This window comes from Streptomyces sp. 1222.5, from assembly GCF_900105245.1.
Classification (GTDB): Bacteria; Actinomycetota; Actinomycetes; order Streptomycetales; family Streptomycetaceae; genus Streptomyces; species Streptomyces albidocamelliae.
The window spans coordinates 5,517,888-5,531,248 of the sequence record NZ_FNSZ01000001.1 but is presented as its reverse complement, the minus strand read 5'-3'; the positions used below and the strand labels follow the sequence as shown (position 1 = coordinate 5,531,248).

Below are 13,361 nucleotides of genomic sequence, written 5' to 3'. Positions count from 1 at the left end.
CGTGAGCGAGGAACCCGCGTATGCACCAGTCAGCACCCGATCCCCGAACGCGGGTCCTGCACCTCGCCCAGCCCGTCGACGGCGGTGTCGCACGGGTCGTACTGGATCTGGCGCGGGCCCAGCTCGCGGCGGGCCTGCACGTCACGGTGGCCTGCCCCGGCGGCGAACTCGGCGCGCGACTGCGCGAACTGGGGGCGGACGTCCGGGACTGGCGGGCCGCCCGGTCCCCGGGGCCGGGCCTGCCGGGAGAGGTACGACGGCTCGTACGCCTGATCGACGAGGTACGGCCCGAACTGGTGCACGCGCACAGCGCGAAGGCGGGACTGGCCGGCCGGCTGGCCGTCCGCGGGCGGGTACCGACCGTGTTCCAGCCGCACGCATGGTCGTTCGAGGCCGTCGGCGGACCGACCGCCGCCCTCGCCCTGCGCTGGGAGCGCCGGGGAGCGCGCTGGGCCGACCGGGTGGTGTGCGTCAGCGAGGCAGAGCGCGCGACCGGACTGCGCGCCGGGGTGCGCGCCCTGTACACGGTCGTCCCGAACGGCATCGACACCGTCCGCTTCTCCGCGGCACCGGCCGGGGGCGGCAACGGGCCGGGCCCCCTGGTCGTCTGCGTGGGACGTCTGTGCCGGCAGAAGGGCCAGGACGTACTGCTGCGCGCCTGGGACGACGTCCTCGCCGCGCATCCGGGGGCCCGGCTGGTGCTGGTCGGGGACGGGCCGGAGCGCGAGGCGTTACGCCGTCGCGCCCACCCCTCCGTACGGTTCACCGGCGCGGTCGCCGACGCCGTGCCCTGGTACCGGGCCGCCGATCTCGTGGTGCTGCCCTCGCGCTGGGAGGGCATGGCGCTCGCCCCGCTGGAGGCGATGGGCTGCGGCCGGCCGGTCGTGGTCACCGACGTCGACGGCGCCCGCGAGAGCCTGCCGGCCGCCCTCGCCGCGCGCTGCCTGGTGCCGCCCGACGACCCCGGGGCGCTGGCCGGGGCGATCACCCGTCTGCTGTCCGACCCGCCGCTGTGCGCGGCGCTCGGCGGGCAGGGGCGCCGGCACGTCCTCGCCACGCACGACGTGCGGCACACCGCGGAACGGATCGCGGGCCTCTACCGCGAACTCCTCGGCGCCGCCCAGGAGGTACGCGGCCGGGACGGTGGCGCGCCGGCCGCGTCCGTGCCCTCGGAGCGCAGGGAGTCCATCCACTCGTGACCACGGAAAGCACCGTCTCCTCCCCCGCCACGCGGACCCGGGGCCGCGCACCGGCGTCCGCCCCCCTCCGGCCGGCCCACGCCGGCGGCGGCTTCCGGTTCCCGCCGCGGCGGCGGCCCGCGCGGCCCGCGTCCCCGGCGCCCCTGCTCGCCGCCGACCTGCTCGCCGCGCTGGCCGGCACGGCCGCCCTGGACGGGGCCGCCGGCCGGCCGCTGCCGGCCGCCGCCCTGCTCACCGGCACCCTGGTGCTGCGCCCGCGCTCCGCCCGTCCGCGGCCGGGTGTGCTGGACGAACTGCCCCTGGTGTGCGGACGGACGGCGGTGGTCTGGCTCGGGCTGGCCGCCCTGATCGCCGCCCACACCCCCGAACGCGCCCTGTCCGCGCGGACCCTGCTGCTGGGCTGGGCGCTGCACGCGGCGGCGTCCTGTGCGGGCCGGGCGGTGGTCCACTGGCGGCGCCGGGTCGCGCAGCTGCGTCACCCGCACACGGCGCTGGTGATCGGGCCCGCCGCGACCGCGCAGCGGGTGGCCGCCGCACTTTTGCGGTACCCGCGCTGCGGTGTGCGGCCCGTCGGTGTCGTCGCGGAACACCCGGACGGCAGCGGCGGGTTGCCCCTGCTCTCCACCGGCGAGGAGGTCGAGCGGGCGCTCATCCAGAACGGGGTGCGGGTCGTGCTCACCGTCGACCCTGCCGTGCGGACCGAGAAGGGGCCGCTGCTGCGGGCGCTCGCCGAATCGGGCTGCACCGTCTGGGAGGTGGACGCGGACTGCCCGTCGTACGAGATGCGCGACCAGCTCGCCGGGTTCTCGGTGCGCCGGCTGGAGCTGGGGTCCCGGAGGCGGACGAGCGTCGCCAAGCGGGCGCTGGACATGGTGGTGTCCGGGGCGCTGCTGGTGCCGGCCGCTCCGCTGCTGCTGGTGTGCGCGGTGGTGCTGCGGCTCACGGCCGGGCCCGGGGTGGTCTTCCGGCAGGAGCGCATCGGCAGGGACGGGCGCCCCTTCACACTGCTGAAGTTCCGCACCCACCGTCCGGTCGACGAGCAGGAGTCGGCCACCCGGTGGAGCGTGGCCGGCGAGCGGCGGATGAGCCCCTTCTGCCGTTTCCTGCGCCGCACCTCGCTGGACGAACTGCTCCAGCTGTGGAACGTGTTCCGGGGCGACATGAGCCTGGTCGGCCCGCGCCCCGAACGGCCGTACTTCGTCGTCCAGTTCAGTGGTCTGCACGCCGGTTACGCGGCCCGGCACCGCATGCCGGCCGGCATGACCGGGCTCGCCCAGATCAACGGGCTGCGCGGGGACACCTCCATCGAGGACCGGGCCCGCTTCGACAACGCCTACATCGACAACTGGTCGCTGTGGCAGGACATCTGCATCCTGCTGCGCACCGCGGCCGCGCTCGTGCGCTCGACGGGAAGCTGACCCATGGCCCTCGCCCCGCCGCTCCGCCGGCCCCCGCGGTTCCGCCCGGTGCTGGCCGTGGTGGCCGTCGTCGCCGCTCTCGCACTGCCAGTCACGCCCGGCGGCGAAGGCGGCGCGGGTCCCGCCGACGCACTGTCCGCGCTCGTCGTCGTCTTCTGCGCGGTACGGCTGCTGCGCGACCGCCGCCGCCCGCTCGACCGCACCGCGGCCCTCGTCCTCGGGCTGCCGGTGGCCGGCCTGACGCTCGCCGCGATGAACGCGGTCGCACCGGGCGCCGGGATCAGCGGCCTCGGCCGCTACCTCCAGATCTTCGTGCTGGTCCCGGCGGCCGTCGTGCTGCTCGTCCGCGACCGGTCCGACTTCCGGCTGCTGGCCTGGTCGTTCGTGGCCCTCGCGGGCTGGCAGGGCGGGATCGGGGTGCACCAGTACCTCACCGGGACCGGCGCCTCCTACCAGGGCGAGGACGTCCGCGCGGTCGGCACCTTCGGGGCGAGCGACGTGATGGGCATGGCGACGGTGGTGGCCTTCGGGCTGGTGTGCGCGGTGGGCCTGGCGCTCGGCCGCTCGGCGGCCCGGGAGCGCGCTCTCGCCGCCGGCTGCGCCCTCGCCCTGCTCCTGCCCCTCGCCCTGTCCTTCAGCCGGGGCGCGTGGATCGCCACCGCCGTCACGCTCACCGTGCAGCTGACGCTGTCCGGGCTGCGCCGGGCGCTCCGGGTCGGCACGGTCGTGGTGGCCGCCTGCGTCGTCCTGGTGGGCGGGCTGGGCGTGGGTACGGCGATGCTGCAGGAGCGGATCGACAGCATCGGGCAGGTCGCCGACGCGCCCGACCAGTCGGTCACCGACCGGTACACGATGTGGGCGGCGGCCGCCGACATGTGGCGCGAGCACCCGCTGACCGGGGTCGGGCTGAAGGGCTTCCCGGAGTACCGGGACGGGCACGCCTCGCTCGCGCTGTCCTCCGGGAGCGACACCGAGGGCGCGGGTGCCGCCTTCCGCAGGCAGCCGCTGCTCTCCCCGCACAACATGTACCTGCTGGTCCTCGGCGAACAGGGACTGATCGGGCTGCTGTGCCTCGCGGGCGGCTGGCTGGCCCTGCTGGTGTGCGCCCTGCGCGGACTGTGGTGGGTGCGCAAGGCCGGCGGGGTGGATCTGGAGTGCCCGCTGATCGCCTGCGGACTGCTGGTCTGGCAGCTGGTGGACTTCGCGTACGCCGACATCGGCGGTCCCTCCACCGTGCTGACGGCGGTGTGCATCGGTCTGGTCGCCTGGTGGGCCCTGGTGGGCGGCGACCGGGCCGGCACCGGTCCGGGCACCGCCGTGCCGGGCGGGCTGCGGGCGCCGGCCGGGCAGGCGGCACTGAGATGAGCGACACCCGCGGGCCCGGACGGCCGCCGGGCCCCGAGACCGGCAGGGCGCGCGCGTCCGGCGCCGCGCACGGACCGGCGGCGGACGTCGTACGCCTGCCGCGGGCCGACGCGGGCACCGGCGGCCGCACCGTGCCGAAGGCCCGTTCCGGGGAGCCGGCCGGCGCTCCCGAACACGCCCCGCCCACCGGCCGTTTCCTCGCCAGGGCCACCCTGCTCACGGCCTCCCTCACGGTCGCGGCGGCGTTGCTCGGGCTGGTGCGGGACCAGTCGCTGGCCCGTCTGTTCGGTGCCGGGCGGGGCACCGACGCCTTCCTGGTCGCCTGGACCGTGCCGGAGTTCGCGGCCACGCTGCTGATCGAGGACGGGCTGGCGTTCGCGCTGATCCCGGCGTTCAGCCTGGCCCTGGCCCGCCGTGCGCAGGGCGCCGCGGGGGACCCGGTCCGCTCACTGGTGGCGGGCACGCTGCCGCGGCTGGCGCTGGCGTTCGCGGCGGTGGGCGCACTGCTCGTGCTGGCGGCACCGCAGTTCGTCGGGGTCCTCGCGCCGGGCCTGCCCGATCCGGGTCTCGCCGTGGACTGCACCCGGCTCTCCGCGACCTGCGTGCTGAGCTTCGGCCTCGCCGGGTACTGCAGCGCGGCTCTCCGGGCGCACCGCCGCTTCCTGGCGCCGGCCGCCATCTACGTCGCCTACAACATCGGGATCGTCACGGCGATGTACGCCCTCGGCGGCCGCTGGGGGGTGCGGTCGGCCGCGGTCGGGGTCGCGGCGGGCGGCTGCCTGATGGTGCTGGTGCAGCTGCCGTCCCTGCTCGGGCAGTTGAGCCGCCGCCGTACCGCCCGGGCGCGCCCCGGGGACACCCCCGAGACGCGGCCGATGGACGTGCCGCTGCTGGCGAGCGTGCTGCTGTTCGCGCTGGGCCGGCAGTCGCAGGTGCTGATCGAGCGGTTCCTCGCCTCCGGGCTGCCCGCCGGTGCCATCTCGCATCTGAACTACGCGCAGAAGGTCGCGCAGATCCCGATGACGCTGTCGACGATGCTGTGCACGGTCACCTTCCCGGTGGTGGCGCGGGCGCTGGCCGAGGGCGACACCGAGCGGGCCCGGGCACGGGTGGAGCGGGACCTGGCGGTGGCCGCCGCCGTGGTGCTGCTGGGCGCCGCCGCGGTGATCGCCTGCGCCCCGCAGCTGATCGGCCTGCTGTTCCAGCGGGGTGCGTTCACGGCCGCGGACACCGCGGCGACCGCCGCGGTGATGCGCGTGTACGCGCTCGGGCTGCTCGGCCAGACGTTGACCGGGGTCCTGATCCGCTCGTACTTCTCGGCGGGCCGCGCCACCTGGTACCCGGCCGGTGCGATGGCCGTGGGCCTGGCCGTGACCTTCTGGATCGGCGACTGGACCGTCGGCACCCGGGGCGTCACCGGGATCGCCGCCGCCAACGCCGCCGGCATCACGGTCACCGCTGTCCTGCTGCTGGCCGGCACGGGCCGCCGTGGTGTGCCCCTGCGGACCCGGCAGGTGCTGGGCGGGCTCGGCCGGCCGCTGGTGGCGGCCGCGGCCGCCGGCGGGGCCGGCGCCTGGGTCGCGACCCTGCCTCCGGCGCCGCTCGCCGCTCTCGTGGCCGGCGGCGCCACCGTCACCGTCGTGTTCGCCCTGCTGGGCTGCGCCCTGGGGGCCCAGGGTTTCGCACCCGCACTCCGTCTCGTAAGCACCCGCACCCGAAGGGTCGCCCATGCCGTCTTCCGCTGAGCCCGCCGTCCCCGTCCGGCCGGCCACGACCGGACCGGTCCCCTGGATCGCCATGTACCACTCCGTCGGCGACTGCACCGACGACCCGTACCGCGTCACGGTCACCCCCGAGCGCCTGGACCGGCAGCTGCACTGGCTGCGCCGGCGGGGGCTGCGCGGGGTGTCGGTGGCCGAACTGCTCGCCGCGCGGGCGCGCGACGGGGGACGCGACCTGGTGGGCCTGACCTTCGACGACGGCTACGCCGACTTCCTCGACAACGCCCTGCCCCTGCTGGAGCGCTGGGGATGCACCGCCACCCTGTTCGTCCTGCCCGGCCGGCTCGGCGGCGACAACGCCTGGGACCCGCTGGGCCCGCGCAAACCGCTGCTGACCGCCGCCGGCATCCGGCGCGTGGCCGACGCGGGGGTGGAGATCGGCTCGCACGGCCTCACCCACGTCGACCTCACACGGGCCGACGACGCCCTGCTCACCGCCGAGACCACCGAGAGCCGGGCCCTGCTGGAGGAGCTGACCGGGCGGCCGGTCACCGGCTTCTGCTATCCGTACGGCACGGTCGACCGGCGGGCGGTGGACGCCGTGCGGGACGCCGGGTACGGCTACGCCTGCGCCATCGACCCCGGCCGGCTGAACGGCCCGCACGTCCTGCCGCGCGTCCACGTCGGGCAGAACGACACCGCCGTACGCCTGTTCCTCAAGCGGCGGCTGCACCGGTTGCGCCGGCGGCCCGTGGAGGGGCTGTGAGGGCGCTGCACATCATCACCGGGCTCGGTGTCGGCGGTGCCGAGCAGCAACTACGGCTGCTGCTGCGGCATCTGCCGGTGCGCTGCGACGTGGTGACGCTGACCAACCCCGGCCCGGTCGCGGCCGGGCTGGCCGCCGACGGGGTGCGGGTGGTGGACCTCGGCATGACCGGGAACCGGGACCTGGCCGCGCTGCCCCGGCTGGCCCGCATCGTCCGGCGCGGCCGTTACGACCTGGTGCACACGCATCTGTACCGGGCCTGTCTGTACGGGCGGATCGCCGCCCGGCTGGCCGGGGTCCGCGCGGTCGTCGCCACCGAGCACTCCCTCGGGGACTCGCAGATGGAAGGCCGTCCGCTCACGGCGGGCGTGCGCGGCCTGTACCTCCTGGGCGAACGGCTGGGCCGGTCGACCGTCGCCGTCTCCCCCACGGTCGCCGAACGGCTCGGCCGCTGGGGCGTGCCCGGGCCGCGGATCGCGGTCGTCCCCAACGGCATCGACCGGGCGCGGTTCGCCTTCGACCCGGCGGCCCGTCGGCGGGTCCGGGACGAACTCGGTCTCGGGGCCGACGCGTTCGTCGTCGGCGGCATCGGCCGGCTCGCCCCTGGGAAGCGCTTCGACGTCCTGATCCACGCCCTGGCCGGGCTGCCCGCCGACTGCCGGCTGCTGCTGGTCGGCGGCGGCCCGGAGGAAGGGGCCCTGCGGCAGGCGGCACGGGCGGCGGGGGTCGCCGACCGGGTGCTGTTCGCCGGCGAGCGGCCGTACCTGGCCGACGGCTCGCCCGGACCCGCCCTGCCCGCGCTGGCCTCCGCGATGGACGTGCTGGCCTCGCCGTCCCCCGAGGAGGCGTTCGGGCTCGCCGCGGTGGAGGCGCTCGCGGCCGGGCTGCCGGTGCGCTACACCTCCTGCCCCGCCCTTCAGGACCTGCCGCCCGAGGCCGCCCCGGACGCGGTGCGCGTCCCGTGCGACGCCGGCGCCTACGCCCGCGCGCTCGCCGCCGTCCGCGCCGCCGGCCCCGGCCCGCGCACCGCCCCCGAGGCGGCCCGTCACTACTGCATCACCCGCAGCGCCGCCCGCCTCATGGAGGTCTACACGGCGGCGCTCGCCCCCGCGTCCACCCGAGTCCCCGTCCAGCAGGGAGCAAGACCGTCATGACCGACCATCACAGCCGGCGCCACCGCACCGCCCGCCTCGCCCGCGTCCGCGCGCTGCCCCCCTGGTCGCTGGTGGCCGCCGGGGTCCTCGCGGGCGGGCTGCTGGGCGGTGCGTACGGCGGGCTGAAGACGCCGACGTACACGGCGACCAGCTATGTCGTCGTCGTACCCACGGACCGGTCGGACACGTCCTCGGCGCTGGGCTTCGCGCAGGCCTACGGCCGGGTCGCCACCCAGCTCGCGGTGCTCGGCGACGCGCAGGGGCTGGCCGGAGTGCCGGTGGACACCCTGCGGGAGAGCGTGCGCACCGCGACCTCGCCGGACGCCCCGATGGTCGCCGTCTCCGCCACCTCCGCCCGCCCCGCCCAGGCGGCCGCCATGGCCAACGCGGTGGCCGCCGCGCTCACCGCGCAGGCGAACGGCACCAAGGCCGACACGCACGTCCAGCTGGTGCAGTTCTCCCGGGCCGTGCGGCCGGCCTCGCCCACCTCACCCTCCGCCGGGCTGACCGGTCTGGTCGGGGCGAGCGGGGGCGGCCTGCTCGGCGGGCTGGCGCTGCTGGTACGGCCGCGGCGCCGCCCGGAGGGGGAACTGCTGCGGCCGGCGTCGGTGCCCGCACCGGCCGTGGCCGCCGACGCCCGCGGCCGGCTGTGACGGCGACGCGCACGGCGCCCACCACCCGGGCCGCCGTCACCGCCGAACTCGTCACCGACGAGAAGGTCTTCGCGGCCCTGGCCCCGGCATGGGGACGGCTGCACGCGCGGTGTGCCGCCGCGACCCCGTTCCAGAGCCACGCCTGGCTGCACTCGTGGTGGTTGTCGTACGGCAGGCGCGGCCGGCTGCGGCTGCTCCTCGTGCGCTCCGACGGTGAACTGCTGGCCGCGGCCCCGCTGATGCTGGTCCGCCGCCCGCTGCCCGCGCTGGTACCGCTCGGCGGCCCGATCTCCGACTACGCGGACGTGCTGCTGGACGACGGCGACGACGGGCGCGTGGCCGACGCGCTCACCGAGGCGCTGGCGGACGCGGCACGCACGGCACTCGTCGACTTCCGCGAGGTGCGCCCGGGCGGCACCGTGCAGCGGGTCCACGACCGCTGGCGCGGACCGCACCGCACGCTCGGGGACTCGCCGTGCCTGGAGCTGCCCGCCCTGCCCATGGACGGACTGGTGGCGCGGCTGCCGTCGCAGAAGGCCCAGCGGGTGCGGGCCAAGCTGCGCAAGTTGGACGCGCTCGGCGTGACCCGGCGCACGGTCGGCCCCGAGGAGGTGGACGCCGCACTCGGCCGGCTGCTGGAGCTGCACCGGTTGCAGTGGCAGGGGCGGAAGGTGACGTCCGAGCACCTCCAGCCGCGGTTCCGCGCGCATCTGGTGCGGGCGGTCGGTCCGATGGTGCGGTCCGGGAACGCGGTGGTCACCGAGTTCCTGATCGACGGCGAGGTGGTCGCCGTCGACCTGACCCTGCTGTCGCGCAGCCTGGTCGGCGGCTACCTGTACGGCGCGCATCCCGGCCTCCGGGAGCGGAAGGCGGACGTGGCGGTGATGCTGCTGGACGCGTGCGCGGAGCACGCGGCGGGCTGCGGCCCGGGCGGGCGGGGCACACTGAGTCTGCTGCGCGGTGACGAGCCGTACAAGCACCACTGGCGTCCCGAACCGGTCGTCAACCAGCGGCTGCTGCTGGCCCGGCGGCGCACCGCCCCGCTGCTGACGGCCGCGCTGTGCGACGCGGCCGCCCGGCACCGGGGCAGGGAGGTGCTGCGCCGGTGGCGGGAACGGGGGCGGGGCTAGCGGTTCGCCGACCACCGGCCGAGGGGCAGGCAGAGTTTCCGGCCGAGCAGGGACTCGATCCAGTCGCCGAGGTCCGGCGGCGAGCAGTCGGCGGGTGCCGGCTGCGGCGGGGTCGGGACCGGCTCGGACGGGGTGCGTTCGCCGGTGCGGCCGTACAGCGCCGTCCGATAGGCCTGCGACGCCCTGGGGTTGGCGGCGCACTGCCACACGCCGTGCGGGCAGTAGTCGGTCAGCGTGTTGTACACCGGTCCGTGCTCGTCGAACCAGGCGAGCATGCGCCGCATGTACTCGGCGTCGTCACCGTTGCGGAACAGCCCCCACTCCGGGTACGAGACGGGCTTGCCGTGGGCTCTGGCAAAGTCCACGTGCTGCTGGAGCCCGTAGGGCTCAGCCACCTGCTCGTCGAACGACATGCCCGCCGGCTGGTCGTAGGAGTCCATGCCGATGATGTCGACGGTGTCGTCCCCGGGGTAGCAGTCGGTCCACGGCACGGCGTCCCGGCCGCGGGAGGGCGTGAAGTCGAACCGGAACCTCTGGCCGGGCACCGCGCGCATGGCCGTGACGATCCGTCTCCAGTACGTCTTCCAGGCCTCGGGGTCCGGTCCGCAACGGTGGGTGTAGGTGATGCCGTTCATCTCCCAGCCGAGCACGATCACCGTGTCCGGGACGTCCAGCCGCACCAACTGTTCGGCCAGGGTTCTGAAATGGTGGTCGAACGCGCCTGCCGCTGCCTGGCTCAGCAGCCCCCGTACCTCGTCGTCGGACAGGCCCTCCTCGTTGCGCTCCTGCATCGGCACGTTGAGGACGAGGGTCCGGTCGGACTTCTGCCGCCGCCACTGCGCCCACGCGTCGAGGAAGCCGGGCGGCCCCTCGATGTCGCGCCAGGTTCCGCCGGGCAGGTAGGTGTGGGCGACCTTCAACTCGGTCCCGCCGAGCCAGGCGCTCATCGCGGCCATGCGGGCCACCCCGAGCGGCCCGGAGTCGAGGAAGACGCCGAAGGGCGGGACGGTGTCGGCGGCGCTGCCCGCCGCCGGGGCGGGCGCGGACGGTTCCACGGTCCGTGCGCCCCCCGCTCCGGGTCCGGGAGCGGCCGCCAGCACGAGCGACGCGGCGACCGCCGCCGCGATGCCGGTCAGCCGCCCGAGGCGGCGCCGCCGCCGCTGTGGAGCCGCGTACTGCTGAGAAGCCCTGTGCCGAGGAGCCACGCTGCTCCTCCCTCCGCTCGACTGCGTTCCCGCATTGCTGTCCCTGTTATTGACGGACGGTCATACCGATATGAATTCCGCCCGGCGCGGTTACGGCTAACAGGTGACCCGAACCCCCGCACGGGCGAACGGACGAGAAGGTGAGCAGCTGCTGATGCACGACCTGCTGGTGGTGGGCGCGGGCCCCTACGGCCTGTCCATCGCGTCGCACGCCACGGCGGCCGGACTCGACGTCCGCGTACTCGGACGGCCCATGCAGACCTGGCGCGAGCACATGCCCCGCGGCATGTTCCTGACGTCGGAGTCCTGGGCGTCCGACCTCTCCGACCCCGAGGGCCGCTGGCGCCTCGACGTCTTCTGCGCCTTCCGCGGGGAGCGGTCCCGGCACGCCGAGCCGATCCCGCTGGAGGTGTTCGCGGAGTACGGCACGTGGTTCGCCCGCAACGCCGTGCCCATGCTCGAACAGCGGACCGTGACCCGGGTGGCGCCGCGCACCGGCGGTTTCGAGGCCGTCACCGAGGACGGCGGGACGCTGACCGCGAGGACGGTCGCGCTGGCCGTGGGCGTCCTGCCCTTCGCCGAGATCCCGGCCCCCTTGCGCGGCCTGCCCCCGGCCCTGGTCTCCCACAGCAGCGACCACGCCTCCCTCGACCGCTTCCGCGACCGGGACGTCACCGTGGTCGGCGGCGGCCAGTCGGCGCTGGAGACCGCCGCGCTCCTCGCCGAACAGGGCACGCGGGTGCGGGTCCTGGCCTTGGCCGACCGGCTGCGCTGGAACGAGGTGCCGCCGCCCCGGGAGCGTCCCTGGTGGCGTGCGGCCCGCTCCCCGTACAGCGGGCTCGGCACCGGCTGGCGGAACGGGTTCTACGCCGGGCGGCCTGACCTGTACCGGCGGCTGCCCGAGCGGACGCGGGTACGGATCGCGTCCCGGGCGCTGGGCCCGGCGGGTGCCTGGTGGCTGCGCGAGCGGGTGGAGCAGCGGGTGGAGATCCTGACCGGACGCACGGTGGTCGCGGCGCACGAGGTGCCGGGCGGGCTGCGTCTGGAGACGGCGGTCCGGCAGGGCGGTGCCGGGGTGCTGGCGACGGGTCATGTGATCGCGGCGACCGGCTTCCGCGCCACGGTCGACCGGCTGCGCCTGCTCTCCCCCGAGCTGCGCGCGCTGCTGGCGGCGGGCGCCGACGGGGCACCCGAGGTGGGGCTGGAGTTCGAGTCGTCGTACCCCGGGCTCTTCCTGGCCGGTCCGGTCACCGCGGCGGGCTTCGGCCCGGCGATGCGCTTCGTGCACGGCGCGGCCTTCACGGCGGGCACGCTGGTACGAGGGGTGCGGCGGCGGCTGCGCGCGGGACCGGCCGGCTGGCGGATCCCGGCCGGCCGGACCGGCGGAGCACCGCACGCGGTACGGCACTGAGGACGCCGGAGGTCGCGGGGTGCCGGGCGCTCGGGACCGGCACCCGGCGCCCTACCGACGGGAGGTTGCCCGGCCGCGGCGGTACAGGATCGTCCCGGCCGCGATCAGCGCGGCGCTGGCGGCCGAGGTCGCGAGCATGGCCCGGGCGTCACCGCCGGTGTGCGGGAGGCTGGGCCGGTGGTGATGCCCACCGTGGGGCGGGGTGTCGTCCTCGCCGTATCCGGGCGGGGTGGAGTGGTCCTCGCCGCCGTAGGGGGGCGCGGTCGTGTGGTCGTCGCCGCCGTACGGAGGCGGGGTGGAGTGGTCCTCGCCGCCGTAGGGGGGCGCGGTCGTGTGGTCGTCACCGCCGTACGACGGCGGCGTCGACGGCGGGGTGGAGGGCGGGGTCGTGTGGTCCTCGCCGCCGTAGGGAGGCGCGGTCGTGTGGTCGTCACCGCCGTACGACGGCGGCGTCGAGTGGTCCTCGTCCCCGTACGACGGCGGCTTCGAGTGGTCCTCGTCGCCGTACGAGGGCGGCGACGAAGGCGGCGTCGACTCCTCGTCCTCGTCGCCGTACGAGGGCGGCGCGGACTGGTCGCCGCCGGAGCGGGGGTGGTTTCCGTGGGCGCGGGTGCCGGCCCCGTCGGAGTCACCTCGGGTACGGTGCAGGCTCCTGCCACCGTTGTCCTGCGCTTCGTCGTCGTTCGCGCAGGCGTTGGCGAAGGCCGGGTTCAGGGCGGCTGCCACGTCCACGGAGTTGCCGCAGACGTTGACCGGGACGTTCACCGGAACCTCGACGCTGTTGCCGGACACCAGGCCCGGCGAACCCTGGGTGACGCTGTGCGCCTCCGTGTCGGCGAGCGCGGCGCCGCCGCACAGGGACAGCATGCCGGTCGCGGCCGCGGCCACGACCATGCCCTTACTGAGGGTCTGTCGCAATCTCGTTGTCTTCCTGCTCGTAGAAGTGGAAGAGCCGGCCTCGGAGCGCAGAGTCGAAAGCGATCGACGATCCGAGGCCGGCGGTACACAGCCGGAGGCTGGTGAGTTGTGGTGCGTCTCAGCTGTTGGCGCAGCCGCTGCCGAGCGCCGGGTTGAGCAGACCGATGACGTCGACCGAGTCACCGCAGACGTTGACCGGCACGTGGACCGGAGCCTCGATGACGTTGCCGGACAGGGCGCCCGGGGAGTTGGCGGCGCCGGCGTTGGCGCCGGAGTCGGCGAAGGCCGGAGCGGCCATGCCGAGGGCCAGGAGGGCGCCGGCGACGAGAGCAACGCTCTTCTTCATGGATGTTCCCTTCTCTGGGGTCATGCCCCAATGACGGCCAGAACCGTGCAGACACGACGTGGACGGTCGTGGCAC

General features: G+C 75.8%; 12 protein-coding genes. 9 read left to right on the top strand and 3 right to left on the bottom strand.

Annotation, left to right across the window (positions count from 1 at the left end):
- Window positions 1–20 precede the first annotated feature (20 nt).
- The 8 genes from BLW57_RS24955 to BLW57_RS24920 are packed head-to-tail and all read left to right on the top strand — an operon-like array spanning window position 21 to window position 9,406.
- On the top strand, window positions 21–1,199 hold the full coding sequence (locus BLW57_RS24955; protein WP_093477542.1) for a glycosyltransferase: 1,179 nt from the start codon (window positions 21–23) through the stop codon (window positions 1,197–1,199).
- Window positions 1,196–2,617, top strand: a complete 1,422-nt coding sequence (locus BLW57_RS24950) for an exopolysaccharide biosynthesis polyprenyl glycosylphosphotransferase (protein WP_093477540.1) — start codon at window positions 1,196–1,198, stop codon at window positions 2,615–2,617. Before BLW57_RS24955 ends, BLW57_RS24950 begins: the two co-directional genes overlap by 4 nt.
- A gap of 3 nt (window positions 2,618–2,620) precedes the next feature.
- Window positions 2,621–3,982 (top strand): O-antigen ligase family protein, encoded by a 1,362-nt coding sequence (locus tag BLW57_RS24945; RefSeq protein ID WP_093477539.1) that lies wholly within the window; start codon window positions 2,621–2,623, stop codon window positions 3,980–3,982.
- The gene (gene murJ, locus BLW57_RS24940; RefSeq protein WP_093477538.1) at window positions 3,979–5,727 is read left to right on the top strand and encodes a murein biosynthesis integral membrane protein MurJ; all 1,749 of its coding nucleotides are present in this window, start codon (window positions 3,979–3,981) and stop codon (window positions 5,725–5,727) included. The genes BLW57_RS24945 and murJ overlap by 4 nt, the downstream gene beginning before the upstream one ends.
- A gap of 52 nt (window positions 5,728–5,779) precedes the next feature.
- The gene (locus tag BLW57_RS24935) at window positions 5,780–6,469 is read left to right on the top strand and encodes a polysaccharide deacetylase family protein (protein ID WP_093477537.1); all 690 of its coding nucleotides are present in this window, start codon (window positions 5,780–5,782) and stop codon (window positions 6,467–6,469) included.
- A complete protein-coding gene (locus BLW57_RS24930; RefSeq protein WP_093477536.1) occupies window positions 6,466–7,623 on the top strand; it encodes a glycosyltransferase in 1,158 nt (385 codons plus the stop codon). The genes BLW57_RS24935 and BLW57_RS24930 overlap by 4 nt, the downstream gene beginning before the upstream one ends.
- Entirely contained in the window at window positions 7,620–8,276 is a 657-nt protein-coding gene (locus BLW57_RS24925; protein ID WP_093477535.1) for a lipopolysaccharide biosynthesis protein, read from the top strand. Before BLW57_RS24930 ends, BLW57_RS24925 begins: the two co-directional genes overlap by 4 nt.
- Window positions 8,273–9,406: a GNAT family N-acetyltransferase gene (locus BLW57_RS24920; protein ID WP_093477534.1), complete on the top strand. Its 1,134-nt coding sequence runs from the start codon at window positions 8,273–8,275 to the stop codon at window positions 9,404–9,406. The genes BLW57_RS24925 and BLW57_RS24920 overlap by 4 nt, the downstream gene beginning before the upstream one ends.
- Here the strand turns inward: BLW57_RS24920 and BLW57_RS24915 are convergent.
- Window positions 9,403–10,611: a glycoside hydrolase family 26 protein gene (locus tag BLW57_RS24915; RefSeq protein ID WP_371127812.1), complete on the bottom strand. Its 1,209-nt coding sequence runs from the start codon at window positions 10,609–10,611 to the stop codon at window positions 9,403–9,405. The genes BLW57_RS24920 and BLW57_RS24915 overlap by 4 nt on opposite strands.
- Before the next feature lie 154 nt (window positions 10,612–10,765).
- Here BLW57_RS24915 and BLW57_RS24910 point away from each other — a divergent pair, with 154 nt between their 5' ends.
- Window positions 10,766–12,022 (top strand): NAD(P)-binding domain-containing protein, encoded by a 1,257-nt coding sequence (locus BLW57_RS24910; protein WP_093477533.1) that lies wholly within the window; start codon window positions 10,766–10,768, stop codon window positions 12,020–12,022.
- A gap of 51 nt (window positions 12,023–12,073) precedes the next feature.
- Here the strand turns inward: BLW57_RS24910 and BLW57_RS42900 are convergent, their stop codons facing one another.
- Together BLW57_RS42900 and BLW57_RS24900 are read right to left on the bottom strand one after the other, a co-directional pair.
- Window positions 12,074–12,940, bottom strand: coding sequence for a chaplin (locus tag BLW57_RS42900; protein WP_093477532.1), 867 nt, complete (start codon window positions 12,938–12,940; stop codon window positions 12,074–12,076).
- 118 nt (window positions 12,941–13,058) lie between these two features.
- A complete protein-coding gene (locus BLW57_RS24900) occupies window positions 13,059–13,286 on the bottom strand; it encodes a chaplin (RefSeq protein ID WP_093477530.1) in 228 nt (75 codons plus the stop codon).
- Window positions 13,287–13,361 lie beyond the last annotated feature (75 nt).